Source organism: Mycobacterium sp. NTMscope_MAC_269, assembly GCF_976985695.1.
The window spans coordinates 4,550,945-4,567,411 of sequence record NZ_OZ335668.1 but is presented as its reverse complement, the minus strand read 5'-3'; the positions used below and the strand labels follow the sequence as shown (position 1 = coordinate 4,567,411).

Annotated in this window: 13 protein-coding genes; 5 read left to right on the top strand and 8 right to left on the bottom strand. The window is 67.3% G+C overall.

The genetic code is table 11. From position 1 onward, the window contains the following. The first annotated feature begins 24 nt into the window (after positions 1-24). Positions 25-1,626, top strand: a complete 1,602-nt coding sequence (locus ACZ50Z_RS21660; protein ID WP_464485388.1) for a FadD7 family fatty acid--CoA ligase — start codon at positions 25-27, stop codon at positions 1,624-1,626. A 12-nt stretch (positions 1,627-1,638) separates the two neighbouring features. On the opposite strand, the gene ACZ50Z_RS21655 is transcribed toward ACZ50Z_RS21660, so the two are convergent. Both ACZ50Z_RS21655 and ACZ50Z_RS21650 read right to left on the bottom strand, forming a co-directional pair. After that, entirely contained in the window at positions 1,639-3,807 is a 2,169-nt protein-coding gene (locus ACZ50Z_RS21655; RefSeq protein ID WP_464485387.1) for an elongation factor G-like protein EF-G2, read from the bottom strand. 120 nt (positions 3,808-3,927) lie between these two features. Further along, positions 3,928-4,341 (bottom strand): TIGR03668 family PPOX class F420-dependent oxidoreductase, encoded by a 414-nt coding sequence (locus tag ACZ50Z_RS21650; RefSeq protein ID WP_464485386.1) that lies wholly within the window; start codon positions 4,339-4,341, stop codon positions 3,928-3,930. Between the two features lie 138 nt (positions 4,342-4,479). Here ACZ50Z_RS21650 and ACZ50Z_RS21645 point away from each other — a divergent pair, with 138 nt between their 5' ends. The 4 genes from ACZ50Z_RS21645 to ACZ50Z_RS21630 all read left to right on the top strand — a co-directional run bounded on the left by ACZ50Z_RS21645 (position 4,480) and on the right by ACZ50Z_RS21630 (position 9,569). Beyond that, positions 4,480-5,529: a S1C family serine protease gene (locus ACZ50Z_RS21645; protein WP_464485385.1), complete on the top strand. Its 1,050-nt coding sequence runs from the start codon at positions 4,480-4,482 to the stop codon at positions 5,527-5,529. 121 nt (positions 5,530-5,650) lie between these two features. Further along, entirely contained in the window at positions 5,651-7,435 is a 1,785-nt protein-coding gene (treS, locus tag ACZ50Z_RS21640; RefSeq protein WP_464485384.1) for a maltose alpha-D-glucosyltransferase, read from the top strand. A gap of 2 nt (positions 7,436-7,437) precedes the next feature. After that, positions 7,438-8,796, top strand: a complete 1,359-nt coding sequence (locus tag ACZ50Z_RS21635; RefSeq protein WP_464486346.1) for a maltokinase N-terminal cap-like domain-containing protein — start codon at positions 7,438-7,440, stop codon at positions 8,794-8,796. Positions 8,797-8,864: 68 nt separating this feature from the next. Next, positions 8,865-9,569, top strand: a complete 705-nt coding sequence (locus ACZ50Z_RS21630) for a YoaK family protein (RefSeq protein WP_464485383.1) — start codon at positions 8,865-8,867, stop codon at positions 9,567-9,569. A 40-nt stretch (positions 9,570-9,609) separates the two neighbouring features. Here the strand turns inward: ACZ50Z_RS21630 and ACZ50Z_RS21625 are convergent, their stop codons facing one another. The 6 genes from ACZ50Z_RS21625 to ACZ50Z_RS21600 all read right to left on the bottom strand — a co-directional run bounded on the left by ACZ50Z_RS21625 (position 9,610) and on the right by ACZ50Z_RS21600 (position 16,439). Further along, positions 9,610-10,650 carry an esterase family protein gene (locus ACZ50Z_RS21625; RefSeq protein ID WP_464485382.1) on the bottom strand — a complete coding sequence of 347 codons (1,041 nt, stop codon included), beginning with the start codon at positions 10,648-10,650 and terminating at the stop codon, positions 9,610-9,612. 234 nt (positions 10,651-10,884) lie between these two features. Then, complete coding sequence (locus ACZ50Z_RS21620; RefSeq protein ID WP_464485381.1) at positions 10,885-11,703, bottom strand: ABC transporter permease; 819 nt, start codon at positions 11,701-11,703, stop codon at positions 10,885-10,887. After that, positions 11,693-12,532 carry an ATP-binding cassette domain-containing protein gene (locus ACZ50Z_RS21615; RefSeq protein ID WP_464485380.1) on the bottom strand — a complete coding sequence of 280 codons (840 nt, stop codon included), beginning with the start codon at positions 12,530-12,532 and terminating at the stop codon, positions 11,693-11,695. Before ACZ50Z_RS21615 ends, ACZ50Z_RS21620 begins: the two co-directional genes overlap by 11 nt. Then, on the bottom strand, positions 12,529-12,990 hold the full coding sequence (locus tag ACZ50Z_RS21610; RefSeq protein ID WP_464485379.1) for a MarR family winged helix-turn-helix transcriptional regulator: 462 nt from the start codon (positions 12,988-12,990) through the stop codon (positions 12,529-12,531). Before ACZ50Z_RS21610 ends, ACZ50Z_RS21615 begins: the two co-directional genes overlap by 4 nt. 57 nt (positions 12,991-13,047) lie before the next feature. After that, positions 13,048-13,545, bottom strand: coding sequence for a metallophosphoesterase family protein (locus ACZ50Z_RS21605; protein ID WP_464485378.1), 498 nt, complete (start codon positions 13,543-13,545; stop codon positions 13,048-13,050). Further along, on the bottom strand, positions 13,542-16,439 hold the full coding sequence (locus ACZ50Z_RS21600) for an MMPL/RND family transporter (protein ID WP_464486345.1): 2,898 nt from the start codon (positions 16,437-16,439) through the stop codon (positions 13,542-13,544). The genes ACZ50Z_RS21605 and ACZ50Z_RS21600 overlap by 4 nt, the downstream gene beginning before the upstream one ends. Positions 16,440-16,467 lie beyond the last annotated feature (28 nt).

Below are 16,467 nucleotides of genomic sequence, written 5' to 3'. Positions count from 1 at the left end.
CAAAGTTTGGGAAGGAGCGCGGCGATGGGGTCCGATTCGACAACCGGTGGCGAGGTCACGAGGTCCGCCGGCCCGCGCATCGCCGACCTGCTCGAGGCGGCGGCGCGGCGGGCGCCGCAGGCGTGCGCGCTGGTCGTCACCGCCGAACGCATACCGCTCAGCTACCGCGAATTGTCCCGGCTGGTCGATGATCTGGCCGCGCGGCTGAAGGCCGGCGGCCTGCGGGCGGGTGACCGTGTCGCGCTGCGCGCGGGCAGCAACGCCGAATTCGTCGTCGGGCTGTTGGCGGCGTCGCGCGCCGATCTCGTGGCGGTTCCGCTCGACCCGGCCCTGCCGGCAGGCGAGCAACGCGCCCGCAGTGAGGCGGTGGGTGCGCGCGCGGTGCTCGTCGACAAACTCAGCGATGACGACAACACGGCGCCGCCGGGCTGGCCCCTGGCGGTGCACGTCGGGCCCGACGCCCCAACGGTCAGCCTGGACGTCACCGCCGCGCCCGAGCCCGACGTCGCGACGCCGCAGGGCCTGCGCGACGACGACGCCATGATCATGTTCACCGGCGGCACCACCGGCATGCCCAAGATGGTTCCCTGGACTCGCCACAACATCGCCGCCTCGGTCGCGGCCATCGTCGCCGGATACGCTCTGGGAGAACGAGATTCGACCGTCGCGGTGATGCCGCTCTACCACGGGCACGGTCTGCTCGCCGCCCTGCTGGCCACCCTGGCATCCGGGGGATCGGTGTTGCTGCCCGCGGGTGGACGGTTCTCCGCGCACACGTTCTGGGACGACATCGAGACCGTCCGGGCCTCCTGGTACACGGCCGTCCCGACGATCCATCAGATCCTGCTGGAACGCGCCCGAACCGAGCGGCCCGCCGGCACCGGCGCCCTGCGCTTCATCCGCAGCTGCAGCGCGCCGCTGACCGCCGAGACGGCGCAGGCCTTGCAGGACACGTTCTCGGCCCCGGTGGTGTGCGCGTTCGGGATGACCGAGGCGACCCACCAGGTGGCCACCACGGCGGCCGAAGGCGCCGGACACAGCGAAAACCCCGGTGCCACACCGGGTCTCGTTGGTCGTTCGACGGGCCCGGAGATCCGGATCGTCGGACCCGACGGTCAGCCGCTGCCCGCCGAGACCGTCGGTGAGGTGTGGCTGCACGGCCCCACCGTGGTGCGGGGCTACCTCGGCGACCCGTCGATCACCGACGCCAACTTCACCGGTGGATGGTTGCACACCGGCGATCTGGGCACCCTGTCGCCGGCCGGCGACCTCGTGATCCGCGGCCGCATCAAGGAACTCATCAACCGCGGCGGGGAGAAGATCTCGCCGGAGCGCGTCGAGGCGGTGCTGGCCAGCCACCCCGACGTCCTGGAGGTCGCCGTGTTCGGCAGGCCGGACACGCTGTACGGCGAGACCGTGGCCGCGGTGATCGTCCCCCGCGGATCCGCCGCGCCGACCGCCGAGGAGCTGGCCTCGTTCTGCCGTGACCGGTTGGCCCCCTTCGAGGTGCCGGCCGGCTTCCAACAGGCGGCGGAGTTGCCGCACACCGCCAAGGGCTCGCTGGACCGGCGCGCCGTCACCGAACAGTTCGGGCGCAGCGGGGCGCCGCCATCGGACGAGGGCTAGCAAGCCCCCGCCTCAGACGCCGGCGTTCACCCGGGCCGCGGCGGATTCCGGCATGGGTTCGTAGCGGGCGAACGATCGGGTGAACGAGGCGGCGCCGTGCGCCAGTGACCGCAAATCGATGGCGTAGCGGGTCAGCTCCACCTGGGGCACCTCGGCCTTGACGACGGTGCGTTCGTTGCCCGCGGTGTCGGAACCGAGGACCCGGCCGCGCCGGCTGGACAGATCGCCCATCACCGCGCCGACGAAATCGTCGGGCACCAGCACCGAGATCTCGTCGATCGGCTCGAGCAGCGCCACCTTCGTCGCGGCCGCGGCCTCCCGCAGCGCCAGCGAGCCGGCCATCTGGAACGCGAAGTCCGACGAGTCGACGCTGTGCGCCTTGCCGTCGAGCAGGCTGACGCGGATGTCGACCACCGGGTAGCCCGCGTGCACCCCCTTCTCCATCTGGGCGCGCACACCTTTCTCCACGCTCGGAATGAACTGCCGGGGCACCGCCCCGCCGACCACCTTGTCCACGAACTCGAAGCCCGAGCCCTCCGGCAGCGGCTCCACCTCGATGTCGCACACCGCGTACTGGCCGTGCCCGCCGGACTGCTTGACGTGACGGCCATGGCCTTTGGCCTTGCCGCCGAAGGTTTCTCGCAGCGGGACGCGCAGCTCGACGGTGTCCACGGTGACGCCGTACCGGTTGGCCAGCGCATCGAGCACCACGCCGGCGTGGGACTCACCCATGCACCACAGCACGACCTGGTGGGTTTCTTGGTTCTGCTCGATCCGCAGCGTCGGGTCCTCGGCGGCCAACCTGCCCAGCCCCACCGAGAGCTTGTCCTCGTCGGTCTTGGCGTGGGCGGCGATCGCGACCGGCAGCAGGGGTTCGGGCATGGTCCAGGGCTTGAGGACCAGCGGCTCCGCCTTGTCCGAAAGGGTGTCGCCCGTCTCGGCGCGGCTCAGCTTGCCGATCGCGCAGATATCACCGGCCACCACGGCCGTGGCCTGGCGCTGCTGTTTGCCCAGCGGAAACGACAGGACGCCGACGCGCTCGTCCTCGTCGTGATCGGGGTGCGCATGGCTATTGCCTTGCGTCCCTTCGAGACCGCCGAAGAACGACGCGAAATGGCCCGACACATGAATCGTCGTGTCGGGCCTGATGGTCCCGGAGAACACCCGGACCAGGCTGACCCTGCCCACGTAGGGGTCCGACGTCGTCTTCACCACCTCCGCGAGCAACGGCGCGCCGGTGTCACACGTCAGGCTGGCGTGCGGTGCGCCGAGTTGCGTAAAGACCTCCGGCAGAGGGTGTTCCATCGGCGACGGGAATCCGCGGGTGGCGACCTCCAGCAGCTCGTAGGTGCCCACCCCGGTGGTGCTGCAGACCGGGATCACCGGGAAGAACGACCCGCGGGCGACGGCCCGCTCCAGGTCGGCGATGAGGACGGATTCGTCAATGGCCTCACCGCCCAGATACCGCTCCATCAGCGATTCGTCCTCGGACTCCTCGATGATCCCTTCGATCAGGGCGCCGCGCGCCTCCTCGATCTGCCCGGCGTCCGACGGGTCCGGCGCCTGCATGGTGCGTTTGCCGTCGGCGTACTCGTAGCGCGCCTGCGACAACAGGCCGATCAGACCGTGGCAGGAGGGCAGCCCGGACGGCAGGTAGAGCGGTAAAACCTTGTCGCCGAACGCATTCTGCGCGGCAGCCAGCGCATCGGAATAATTCGCGCGGGTGTGGTCGAGCTTGGTGATCACCACGGCGCGCGGCATGCCGACCTGGTTGCACTCCTGCCACAGCGATTTGGTGGGCTCGTCGACGTCTTCGTTGGCCGCGATCACGAACAGCGCGCAATCGGCGGCGCGCAGCCCGGCCCGCAGTTCCCCGACGAAGTCGGCGTAGCCGGGCGTGTCGACGAGGTTGACCTTGACGCCGTCGTGCGACAGCGACGCGACGGCGACGCCCACCGACCGCTGCTGCCGGATCTCGGCGTCGTCGTAGTCGCAGACCGTGTTGCCGTCGGCCACCGAACCGCTTCGGGTCAGGACGCCGGCGGCGACCAACAGCGCTTCGACGAGAGTGGTTTTGCCGCCCCCCGACGGTCCCACCAGAACCACGTTGCGAATCTCGCCCGGACCGTTGGCGGTAGGAGCGTTTCCGGCGCCTTGAGAAGTAGTTGTCCTGTCCGCCATGACTTTCCTCCAGGTTGCCCGGGGCGCGCCGTCGCTGACCTAGCCAGCACCTATCTAGCTACCATCCACCCAACTTCGGTCGACCACAAGACCGTCGGGCCGAATCGAACCGCCGGGCAGTCAGTAATGCCAGCTCGACCAGTGCTGCACGGCGATGGCGATGACCGGACCGTCCAGCGAAACCGATTGGTACTGAGGGTATTTCGCACTGAGCAGCCGGCGCCCGACCTCCAGGGCCTGGCCGTCGTCGTGGATGGTGGCGACACCGTCGACCCGCACCCACCACAGCTGGGTCCAATCGTCGGAGTAGTGGTCGACCAGCAGGCTCACCCGGGGGTTGGCGTCGATGTTGGCCAGCCGCCGCAGCCGCCGCGTCGTTTTCGGTTTCGCGTCGACGGCGGTGTAGACCACGTCCCGATCGGCGGCGACCGCGAAGACCACCGGCACCAGGTGCGGCGCTCCGCCCGGTGTGACGGTGCCCAGCCGCGCTACCGGGGACTCGGTGAACCTGGTCCGGGGGTCGAATTCGCCCACCGCGTCAGCTTAGGGGCGAGAACCTGGCACATGCCGTGCATAGCTACCTGCATTACGGTTATGTACACATAATTGTGCCGCCCAGAGCCTGAGGCTGGGACAGTGTGTTGTTTACGGCGACGCAGGAGGGTGACACCGATGAGCAAATCGCACCACCGCTCGGTCTGGTGGTCAAGGGTGGTCAGCGTGCTGGCCGTGGTCGCAATCGGCCTCGGTCTGGACGCGGGTATCGGCCTCGGAACAGCGACCGCGTCGCCGCCCGCCCTGCCGCTGGACCCGTCGGCGATGGTCGGTCAGGTGGGGCCGCAGGTGGTCAACATCGACACCAAGTTCGGCTATAACAACGCGGTCGGCGCCGGCACCGGCATCGTGATCGACCCGAACGGCGTCGTGCTGACCAACAACCACGTGATTTCGGGGGCCACCGACATCAGCGCCTTCGACGTCGGCAACGGGCAGACCTACGCCGTCGACGTGGTCGGCTACGACCGGACCCAAGACATCGCGGTGCTGCAGCTTCGCGGCGCCGCCGGGCTTCCCACCGCCGCTATCGGTGGCGAGGCCACGGTGGGCGAGCCGATCGTCGCGCTGGGGAACGCCGGCGGTCAGGGCGGCACGCCCAGCGCGGTCACCGGCAAGGTCGTCGCGCTCAACCAGAGCGTCTCGGCGACCGACACGCTGACCGGTGCGCAGGAAAACCTGGGCGGCCTCATCCAGGCCGACGCGCCGATCAGGCCGGGCGACTCCGGCGGTCCCATGGTGAACAACGCCGGGCAGGTGATCGGTGTGGACACCGCCGCCACCGACAGCTACAAGATGTCCGGCGGGCAGGGCTTCGCCATTCCCATCGGCCGCGCGATGGGCGTCGCCAACCAGATCCGGGCCGGCGCCGGCTCCAACACCGTGCACATCGGCCCGACCGCGTTCCTGGGCCTGGGCGTGATGGACAACAACGGCAACGGCGCGCGGGTGCAGCGCGTGGTCAACGCCGGGCCCGCCGGGGCCGCCGGGATCGCCGCCGGCGACGTCATCACCGGCGTCGACAACGTCGCGATCACCGGCGCGACGTCCATGACCGAGGTGCTCGTCCCGCACCACCCCGGCGACACGATCGCGGTGCATTACCGCTCGGCTGACGGCGCCGACCGCACCGCGAACATCACGCTGGCGGAGGGGCCGCCGGCCTGACACATCCGGCGACGACATCCGGCCGGAGGCCAATTCGTTTGCCCCCGGCCGTGATTCGTCGTCCACATATGGCCGTGATTCCGAATGTCGCGCCTCGGGTACCCGTGGCATCGTGGATTTGATGAACGACGCACGAGAAGCTGTCGAGCACCATCCCGAAGGGGGCAGTCACGTCCAGGACGGCGTCGTCGAGCACCCCGACGCCGAGGACTTCAACAACGCCGCCGCGTTGCCCACCGACCCGACCTGGTTCAAGCACGCCGTGTTCTACGAGGTGCTGGTCCGCGCGTTCTTCGACGCCAACGCCGACGGCGCCGGTGACCTGCGCGGACTGCTGGGGCAGCTGGACTACCTGCAGTGGCTGGGCATCGACTGCATCTGGCTGCCCCCGTTCTACGACTCGCCCCTGCGCGATGGCGGCTATGACATCCGGGACTTCTACAAGGTGCTGCCCGAGTTCGGGACGGTCGAGGATTTCGTCGCGCTGCTCAACGCCGCGCACGAGCGGGGCATCCGCGTCATCACCGACCTGGTGATGCACCACACCTCCGACTCGCACCCCTGGTTCCAGGAGTCTCGCCATGACCCCGACGGCCCGTACGGCGACTACTACGTGTGGAGCGACACCAGCGAGCGTTACACCGACGCCCGCATCATCTTCATCGACACCGAGGAGTCCAACTGGACGTTCGACCCGGTGCGCAAGCAGTTCTACTGGCACCGGTTCTTCTCGCACCAGCCCGACCTGAACTACGACAACCCGGCCGTGCAGGAAGCCATGATTGACGTGCTCCGCTTCTGGCTCGAACTGGGCATCGACGGGTTCCGGCTGGACGCGGTGCCCTACCTGTTCGAACGGGAGGGCACCAACTGCGAGAACCTGCCCGAGACGCACGCCTTCCTCAAGCGCGTCCGCAAGGTCATCGACGACGAGTTCCCCGGCCGTGTGCTGCTGGCCGAGGCCAACCAGTGGCCGGCCGACGTCGTCGAGTACTTCGGTGACGCGACCACCGGCGGCGACGAATGCCACATGGCATTTCACTTCCCGCTGATGCCGCGCATCTTCATGGCGGTCCGCCGCGAATCACGCTTCCCGATCTCGGAGATCCTGGCCCAGACGCCCGAGATCCCCGACCTGGCGCAGTGGGGGATCTTCCTGCGTAACCACGACGAGTTGACGCTGGAGATGGTCACCGACGAAGAGCGCGACTACATGTACTCGGAGTACGCCAAGGACCCGCGGATGAAGGCGAACGTCGGCATTCGCCGCCGGCTGGCGCCGCTGCTGGACAACGACCGCAATCAGATCGAGCTGTTCACCGCGCTGCTGCTGTCGCTGCCCGGCTCGCCCGTCCTCTACTACGGTGACGAGATCGGCATGGGCGACGTGATCTGGCTGGGTGACCGCGACGGGGTGCGCACGCCGATGCAGTGGACGCCGGACCGCAACGCCGGCTTCTCCAAGGCCAACCCCGGGCGGCTGTATCTGCCGCCCAGCCAGGACTCCGTCTACGGCTATCAGGCCGTCAACGTCGAGGCGCAGCGCGACACGAGCACGTCGCTGCTCAACTTCACCCGGACGATGCTGGCGGTGCGGCGCCGCCACGAGGCCTTCGCGATCGGAACCTTCGAGGAGCTGGGCGGCTCGAACCCGTCGGTCCTGGCCTTCGTGCGGCAGGTGTCGGCAGGAGACCAGGCCGGCGACACCGTGCTGTGCGTCAACAACCTGTCGCGGTTCCCGCAGCCGATAGAACTGAATCTGCAGCATTGGAGTGGATGCACGCCGGTCGAGCTGACCGGGCAGGTGGAGTTTCCGCGCATCGGTCACCTGCCCTATCTGCTGACCCTGCCGGGACACGGGTTCTATTGGTTCCGGCTGACCGGATGCGAGGAGGAGGCCCTATGACCATGACCGAACCGGGCAAACTGCCGTGGTCCGACTGGCTTCCGCAGCAACGCTGGTACGCCGGACGCAACCGCCAGCTCTCCGGCGCCGAACCGAGTGTCGTCATCGGCTTGCGCGACGACCTTGACCTGGTCCTCGTCGACGCCTCCTATGCCGACGGATCCCGGGACCGCTACCAGGTGATCGTGCGGTGGGATGCCGCCCCGGTCTCCGAATACAGCAGCGTCGCCACCATCGGCGCCGCCGACGACCGGACCGGTTTCGACGCGATGTATGACGCCGATGCGCCGCAGTTCCTGCTGTCCCTCATCGACTCGTCGGCCACGCGCGGCGCGTCCGGCGTCGAGGTGCGATTCGCCAAGGAGCCCGGCGTCGAGCTGCCGCTGGAGGCGATGGCGCACGTGTCCGACGCCGAACAGTCCAACACCAGCGTCATCTTTGACCGGGACGCGATCTTCAAGGTGTTCCGCCGGGTCAGCAGCGGCATCAACCCCGACATCGAGCTCAACCGCGTGCTGGGCCGCGCCGGCAACCCGCACGTCGCCCGCCTGCTGGGCACCTACGAGATGACGGGTCCGGGCCAGGCCGCCGACGAGGTGTGGCCGCTGGGCATGGTCACCGAGTTCGCCGCCAACGCCGCCGAAGGCTGGGCGATGGCCACCGCCAGCGTTCGCGACCTGTTCGCCGAGGGCGATCTGTACGCGTACGAGGTCGGCGGCGACTTCGCCGGGGAGTCGTTCCGCCTCGGTGAAGCCGTGGCCTCCGTGCACGCCACCCTGGCCGAGACCCTCGGCACCTCGCACGCGGTCTTCCCGGTGGACAACGTGCTGGCGCGGCTGTCGTCGACCGTGGCCCTGGTTCCCGAGCTCAGGGACTGCGCGGCGACCATCGAAGAGCGGTTCGGCAAGTTGGTCGCCGAGACGATCACTGTGCAGCGCGTCCATGGTGACCTGCACCTGGGACAGGTGCTGCGCACGCCGGAAAGCTGGTTGCTCATCGACTTCGAAGGCGAGCCGGGCCAGCCGCTCGAGGAACGCCGCGCGCCCGATTCGCCGCTGCGCGACGTGGCCGGCGTCCTGCGGTCATTCGAATACGCCGCCTACGGGCCACTGGTGGACCAGGCCTCTAATAACACGGACAAGCAGCTGGCGGCCCGGGCCCGCGAATGGGTCGAACGCAACCGCGCCGCGTTCTGCGACGGCTACGCGGCCGCCTCCGGGGTCGACCCCCGCGATTCGGCGCAGCTGCTGGCCGCCTACGAACTGGACAAGGCCGTCTACGAGGCCGGCTACGAGGCGCGGCACCGGCCCGGCTGGCTCCCGATCCCGCTGCGTTCGATTGCCCGCCTGACCGCGGTCTAGGGGTTCGTCCGTTATCGGGCTCATCGCCGTGCGCTGCGCGCACCGCCGGCTTCTGGAACCATGTGCGTGTGCCGAACGAGATCAACAACAGTGAGTCGCGGTTGTCGTGGGTGCTGGCGGTGGTGGCGGGAATCCTGGGAGCGACCGCCTTCACGCATTCCGCCGGCTACTTCGTGACCTTCATGACGGGGAACGCCCAGCGGGCGATGCTCGGGTATTTCCGCGGCGACGTGTTGCTGTCGGTGACGGCGGGCGTGTTGATCGTGTGCTTCGTCTCCGGTGTGGTGATCGCCTCGGTGTGCCGCCGGCACTTCTGGGTGGCGCACCCGCATGGGCCGACGGTGCTGACGACGTTCAGCCTGGCGGCGGCCACCATGGTGGACGTCATCGACGAGGGTTGGGAAGAGAACCTGCTCGATTTCGCGCCGATCATGTTGCTGACGTTCGGCATTGGGGCCCTGAACACCTCGTTCGTCAAGGACGGCGAGGTGTCGGTCTCGCTCAGCTACGTGACCGGGACGTTGGTCAAGATGGGCCAGGGCATCGAGCGCCATATCGCCGGGGGGACGGCGGCGGACTGGCTGGGTTATTTCCTGCTGTTCGCCAGCTTCGTGGTGGGCGCCACCGTGGGCGGTTTCATCAGCCTGTTCGTCAATGGGACGTGGATGCTGGTGATGGCCACGGTCGTGTGCGCGTTTACCACCGGCTACACCTACTTCCACTCCGATCGGCGCGCCCTGCTCGGCGCGGGCGAAAAAGAGCATCGGCAGTAGCGCTGACCGGTGCGCTACTGCCGATGCTGGTTCGTCGGGTTCAGGTGGCTGGTTGTGCCGGCTGTGCCGGTTGCGCGGGTTGCGGGGTGGTGTTGCTGGCCAGCAGCACCTGCTGCATGTCGGGCTTCATGGCCATCAGCTGCTGGTTCCAGTAGGGCCACGAGTGTGTCCCGTTGGCCGGGAAGTTGAAAACGCCGTTGCGCCCGCCGGCGGCCACGTAGTTGTTCTGGAACTGCTCATTGGTGCGCAGCGTCATGCCCTCCAGGAATTTGGCCGGCATGTTGTCGCCGCCGAGGTCGCTGGGGGTGCCGTTACCGCAGTAGACCCAAAGGCGGGTGTTGTTGGCGACCAGTCTCGGAATCTGGATCATCGGGTCGTTGCGCTTCCACGCCGGGTCGCTCGACGGCCCCCACATGCTGTTGGCGTTGTAACCGCCCGCGTCGTTCATCGCCAGCCCGATCAGGGTGGGCCACCACCCCTCGGACGGGTTGAGGAAGCCCGACAGCGCGGCGGCGTACGGGAACTGCTGCGGGTAGTAGGCCGCCAGGATCAGTGCGGAGCCGCCCGACATCGACAGCCCCACCGCGGCGTTGCCCGCCGGCGAGATCTGCTTGTTGGCCTGCATCCACAGCGGCATTTCCTGGGTCAGAAACGTCTCCCACTTGTAGGTGTAGTTCTGCCCGTTGCCCGACGACGGCTGGTACCAGTTGCTGTAGAAGCTGGACTGGCCGCCGACCGGCATGATCACCGACAGGCCGGACTGGTAGAACTCCTCGAATGCGGGGGTGTTGATGTCCCAGCCGTTGTAGTCGTCCTGCGCGCGCAGGCCGTCCAGGAGGTACACGGCGTGCGCGCCGCCCGGCTGGAACTGGACTTTGATGTTGCGGCCCATCGACGGCGACGGCACCTCCAGGTATTCCACCGGGAGCCCCGGCTTGGAAAACGCGCTCGCGGTGGGGAAACCCCCGGTGGCGGCGACGAGACCGGACAGCAGGGAGGCCCCGACGGCCGCGATCGCCAGTCGGCGCGGCATGTTCGCCCCCGCGCCACGCAACTTTCGCATCTTTTCGATGAACGACATAGCTCTCTACCCATCCCAACTTTCATCTGCCGCACCGTGCGGTGGAATCTGTTCTCGGGGAGTGAAACACAAGGGGAGGGCCGGATTCGGTTGTCGTGGCCGCGGTGACTGATCGCGGTTGGCTAACGATTGAGAGTCGGCCAGACATCGTCACATTCGGGTCACGATCGATTCTCGGAACCATGCCGAACCCTTGCGCCGTGCCCGCGCGTCCGCTAGAGCCGCCGTGGCGGTCTAGGCGACCAGGCGGCGCAAAAGCGTTGACGCCGCGGTGATTCCGAGCACCGCCGCCACCACCAGCACGACGATGCCGATCGGGTTGAACGGGGTCCCGATCAGCAGCGCGCGCAGGGCATCGACCTCGTAACTGAGGGGATTGACCTTGCTCAGTGCGCGCAACCACGCCGGCATCACGTCAACCGGGTACAGCGCGTTGGAGGCGAAGAACAGAGGCATCGTGATCGCTTGTCCGATGCCCATCAGGCGATCGCGATTGCGCACCAGGCCGGCCAGCGTCATCGACAGGCAGGCGAAGAACGCGGCGCCGAGCATGACGACGGCCATCGCCGCCGCGATCCGCAAGGGATTGATCGTCAGGCCCACACCCATCAGGTAGGCCAGCGCCATCACGCCGACGACCTGGGCCACTGAACGCACCCCGGCCGCAAACGCCTTGCCGGTGATCAGCGCCGACGCCGGTGCCGGTGTCACCATGAGCTTGGCCAGGACGCCGGCGTCCCGGTCCCAAATGATCTGTATCCCATAGAAAATGGAGATGAACAACGCCGACTGGGCGATGATCCCGGGCGCCAGGAAGGCCAGATACGACACCGACCCGGTGGCGATGACGTGTAAGTGGCTGAAGGTGGTACCGAAAATCAGCAGCCACAGCGCTGGCTGCACCATCCGGGTGACCAGCTCGGTCCGGTCGTGTTGCAGCTTCTGCAGTTCGACGATCGCGAATGCCCCGATGCGGCCGGACAGCGCGCCGATCCGCTGCCAGCCCCGCGGCGCGCGCAGCAGTGTCCCGGCCGCGGCGCTATCAACCGACACGGCGCGCCACCGTTCTGCTGGAGCGGATTTCACGAATGGACGCGGATTCCTCGGCCGAATCCACCGCGTTGTCCAAACCCGTTGCCGCGTAATGGCGGAAGACATCCTCGAGCGTGGCGCCCGCCGACCCCTTCGAGATCTGGGCCTTCAACACGTCGGGGGAGCCGACGGCCCGCAACGCGCCCTGGTGCATCAGCGCCACGCGGTCACACAGCGCGTCGGCCTCCTCCATGTAGTGGGTGGTCAGCAGCACCGTCATGCCGAACTGAGCCTGCATCTTTCGCACCTGCGACCACACGCCGTCGCGCGCGATCGGATCCAGCCCCACCGTCGGCTCGTCCAACACCAGCAGCGACGGCCGATTGACCAGTGCCTGCGCCACCTCGAGACGCCGGACCATGCCGCCGGAGTAGGCCGACGCCATGCGGTCGGCCACGTCGGACAGGTCCATGGCGGCCAGCGCCTGGTCGACGCGATCGGAGCGCTCGGCGCGCGGCACCCCGTACAACCGCGCGAACCACTCCACGTTCTGCCGGCCCGTCAATGCGGGCTCGATCGAAAGCTGTTGCGGCACATAGCCGATATTGGCTCTGATATCGGTGGTCTGGCGCCGCGCATCCATGCCGAAAATGCGCAGTTCACCGTGCTGCACCGGGGCCAACGTGGTCAGCATCCGGACCATGGTCGTCTTTCCGGCGCCGTTGGGCCCCAGCAGGCCCATGGTTTCGCCGGGCCGGACCTGCAATGTCACGTCGTCGACGGCGGTGAACTGGCCATAGCGATACGTCAGGTGTTTGGCGTCGATGGCCATCGGCACCGCCGCGCTCATGATCGCCGCTCCTGAAGCATTCGGGTCATCGTGTCGAGGACCTCCAATCCCTTTGTCAAGGACTCGATTTCGTCGGCGTCGAGTTCGTCGAGCACCTCGGACAGCAAGGCGCGCCGCGCGGCGCGCGACGCGTCGAGGATCTGCTGGGCGGGCTCGGCGAGCTGAAGTCGGCACACGCGGCGGTCGGTGTCGCCGGCGGTGCGCCGCAGCAGGCCGTCGGATACCAGCTTGGTGACCAGGGTCGAGGCGGTATTGGCCACCAGCCCGAGCTCGGCCGCCGCGGCGCTGACCGAGATTCCCGGGCGCCGGCCGACCAGCCACAACAGCTCGGACTGCGATTCGGAGAGTCGCGACGAATCGAACGCGCGGCCGGCCGACCGGCGCAGCTGCCGGCGGAACCGGCCGACCACGCCGAACAGGTCGGTTGCGACATCGGTGCGTGTGTTCACTTCCGCCATGATACCTCTGTAGCCGAGCTATTTATATGGGGAAGCTCCGCCTCCGGTATGTACCCGCTACCTGGGCAGGCGATGCAGCACGACGTCGGTCACCGCGCCGTCGTCGACGTCGGCGGTCATATATGTGCAGAACGGCTGGCGGCGCCGGTCGGTGGGGGACCCGGGATTGAGCAGGCGCAACCCGGTCTCGGTGGTGCTGTCCCAGGGGATGTGGCTGTGCCCGAACACCAGCACCTGGCTTTCCGGGTACAGCCGCGCCATGCGCGCTTCGCGGCCGGCGGTGGCGCCGGTTTCGTGGGTGACGGTGAACCGGACACCCGCCAGGGTCACGTCCGCCCGCTCGGGGAGCCGGGCCCGCAAGGCCGGGCCGTCGTTGTTTCCCCAGCACCCCACCAGGCGGGTCGCGACGTTTTCGAGGCGGTCGAGGAACTCCGCGGCGATCCAGTCCCCGGCGTGCATGACGACGTCGGCCCCGGCGACCTCGTCCCACACCTGTGCGGGCAGGTCGCGGGCGCGTTTGGGGATATGGGTATCGGCGATCAACAGCAGCCTCACGGACCCATTGTGAGCGCTCCGGGCCTTTCCGGCCTCGGCCCCATGGGGTCCGGGTTACCGGCGTCCTGCCCGAGAACCAGCGAACGAACCAGCCGACGCGGTCCGAAGGGCCGCAACATGGCGCTGGCGGGACGCGGGCGCACCCGCAGCGGCCACCAGAACCAACGACCGAGCAGCGCCGCGATGGACGGCGTCATCAGCGAGCGCACGATCAGGGTGTCGAACAACAGGCCAAGCCCGATCGTGCTGCCGGCCTGTCCGATCGAGCGCAGGTCGCTGGCGACCATCGACATCATGGTGAACGCGAAGACGAGGCCGGCTGCGGTGACCACGCCGCCGGTGCTGCCCATCGAGCGGATGATGCCCGTCCTCAGTCCGGCGCCGATCTCCTCCTGGAACCGCGACACCAGCAACAGGTTGTAGTCGGATCCGACGGCCAGCAGGATGATCAACCCGAAGACCGGTGCAATCCAGTTCAGATCCAGTCCGAAGAGGTGTTGCCACACCAACACCGACAGCCCGAACGCGGCACCCAGCGACACCAGCACCGTTCCGATGATCACCAGCGACGCGATCAACGCGCGGGTGATGACCAACATGACGGCGAAAATCAATGTCAGAGCGGCTATTCCGACGATCAGCAGGTCATATTGGGAGCCCGCTTGGATATCGCGGTAGATTGCCGCCGTGCCGGCGAGGGAGAACTTCGCGCCGGTCAGGTTGGTTCCCTTGACGGCCTGCTGGGCGGCGGCCAGCTCCGGCTTGACCGCCGAGATGCCTGCAGGCGTCGCCGGATCCGCCTCGTGGGTGATGATGAACCGCGCGGCCTTGCCATCCTGCGAGAGGAAGAGTTTCAGGCCGCGCTGAAAGTCGGCGTTCTGGAACGCTTCCGGGGGAAGATAGAAATAGTCGCCACTCTTGGACGCGTCGAAGGCCTGACCCATCGCGCTCGCCGTATCGGTCATCTGGGCCATCTGCGTGACCAGGCCCGAGAAGCTGCTGTGCATCGTGAGCAGGGTTGCCTGCATGGACTTCGCCACGGCGATGATCGGCGGGAACTGCGCGAGCAACTGCGGCAGTATCGCGTCGACATTGTCCATGTCGTTGATGAACGTCTTCATGTTGGCGCTGAATTTGTCCACGCCGTCGATCGCCTCGAACACCGACCTCGATGCCCAGCAGACGGGGATGTTGAAACAGTGTTGTTCCCAATACAAATAGTTGCGGAACGGCCTGGCGAAATCGTCGAAGTCCGCCAGATGGTCTCGCATCTGGTCCACTGTCGATTGCATCTCATGCATGTCGCCGATCATGCGATGCGTCGTGTCGCTCATCTGTGCCAGCAAGCCTCGCATCCGTTCCATCGAAACGATCATGGCGCCGAGGTCATCGCTCATCGTGAGCATGTCGGCCGTGCGGTCCCTCATGAATTGAAGGTTCTGCTGGATCGGAATCGATTGGGCGCTGATCTGAAACGGTATCGACGTGTGCTCGATCGGCCCGCCCAGCGGGCGGGTGATGCTTTGCACCATCGCGATTCCCGGCGAACGAAAGACGTCCTTGGCAATCCGATCCAGGATGATCATGTCACCGCTGTTACGCATGTCGTGATCGCTCTCGACCATGAGGACGTCGGGATTCATTGTCGCGGCGCTGAAATGGCGCTCCGCGGCGGCATATCCGACATTCGATGGCAGGTCGGCGGGGATGTAGAAGCGATCGTTGTAGCTGACCTTCATGCTCGGCATGACGAGGATGCCGACGACGGCGATGGCCAGCGAGACCGCGAGCACCGGGCCGGGCCATCGCACGGTCGCGGTGCCGACCCGCCGCCATCCGTGGACCTTGACGGCCCGTTTCGGATCGAGCAGGCCGAATCGGCTGGCAACGGCGACCACGGCGGGCGCGGCGGTGAGCGCGCCGGCGACGACGACGACCAATCCCAACGCGGACGGAATGCCCAGTGCCTTGAAATACGACAGACGCGCCAGGTGGAGACAGAAGGTGGCCCCGGCGATCGTGAGCCCCGAGCCCAAGATGATATGAAAGGTCCCGCGGTACATCGTGTAATAGGCGGTTTCCCGATCGTGGCCGGCCTGCCGTGCCTCCTGGTACCGACCGATGAGAAAGATCGCGTAATCGGTACCCGCCGCGATCGCCAACGAGGACAGCATGGCGACGACGAACGTAGAGAATCCCAGCAGGCCGTTGCTCCCGAGGAGCGCGACAAGTCCTCTGGCGGTCCCCATTTCGAAACCGACCATGACGAGAACCAGTAGCACCGTGCTGATGGAACGGTAGGCGATGAAGAGCATGATCATGATGACCACGCCGGTCACGCCCATCATCTTGAACATGCTTTTGTCGGCGGCTTCGTTCATGTCCGTGGTCAGCGGGGCCGGCCCGGTGACGTAGACGTTGAGCCCTTGGGGCCGTGCTGAATTGCTGACGATGTCCCGCACCGCCTTGACGGATTCGTTTCCTTCGGTGCTGCCCTGGTTACCCGCCAGATTGAGTTGGACGTAGGCGGCTTTGCCGTCCCGGCTCTGGACACCGGCGGCCGTGAGTGGATCGCCCCACACGTTCTGGACGTGCTGCACGTGCTTGGGATCGGCCCGCAGCTTTGTCACCAGGCCGTCGTAGTAGCGGCGCGCCTCGTCGCCGAGCGGCTTGTCACCCTCCAGGACAATCATCGCGGTGCTGTCGGAATCGGACTCGTGGAAGGTGGCACCGATGTGCTTGGCGGCGATCATCGCCGGCGCGTCTTGCGGTGACATCGTCACCGCGTGGTTGCGCGCCACCGATTCGATCGGCGGCACAAGCACATTCAGCGCGACGGTCAACAGCAGCCAGCCCAGCAAGATCGGCACGGCGAACCTGCGGACAAACCGCATGAATTTCGGGCGAGTCTCGTTGTGGGTG

What these genes read in the sequence shown, in the direction of transcription:
- ACZ50Z_RS21645 (WP_464485385.1), top strand. Translation starts at nt 4,480, where the DNA reads ATGAGCAAATCGCACCACCGCTCGGTCTGGTGGTCAAGGGTGGTCAGC.
- ACZ50Z_RS21600 (WP_464486345.1), bottom strand. Translation starts at nt 16,439, where the DNA reads ATGCGGTTTGTCCGCAGGTTCGCCGTGCCGATCTTGCTGGGCTGGCTG.
- treS (WP_464485384.1), top strand. Translation starts at nt 5,651, where the DNA reads ATGAACGACGCACGAGAAGCTGTCGAGCACCATCCCGAAGGGGGCAGT.
- ACZ50Z_RS21635 (WP_464486346.1), top strand. Translation starts at nt 7,438, where the DNA reads ATGACCGAACCGGGCAAACTGCCGTGGTCCGACTGGCTTCCGCAGCAA.
- ACZ50Z_RS21610 (WP_464485379.1), bottom strand. Translation starts at nt 12,990, where the DNA reads ATGGCGGAAGTGAACACACGCACCGATGTCGCAACCGACCTGTTCGGC.
- ACZ50Z_RS21655 (WP_464485387.1), bottom strand. Translation starts at nt 3,807, where the DNA reads ATGGCGGACAGGACAACTACTTCTCAAGGCGCCGGAAACGCTCCTACC.
- ACZ50Z_RS21660 (WP_464485388.1), top strand. Translation starts at nt 25, where the DNA reads ATGGGGTCCGATTCGACAACCGGTGGCGAGGTCACGAGGTCCGCCGGC.
- ACZ50Z_RS21625 (WP_464485382.1), bottom strand. Translation starts at nt 10,650, where the DNA reads ATGTCGTTCATCGAAAAGATGCGAAAGTTGCGTGGCGCGGGGGCGAAC.
- ACZ50Z_RS21615 (WP_464485380.1), bottom strand. Translation starts at nt 12,532, where the DNA reads ATGAGCGCGGCGGTGCCGATGGCCATCGACGCCAAACACCTGACGTAT.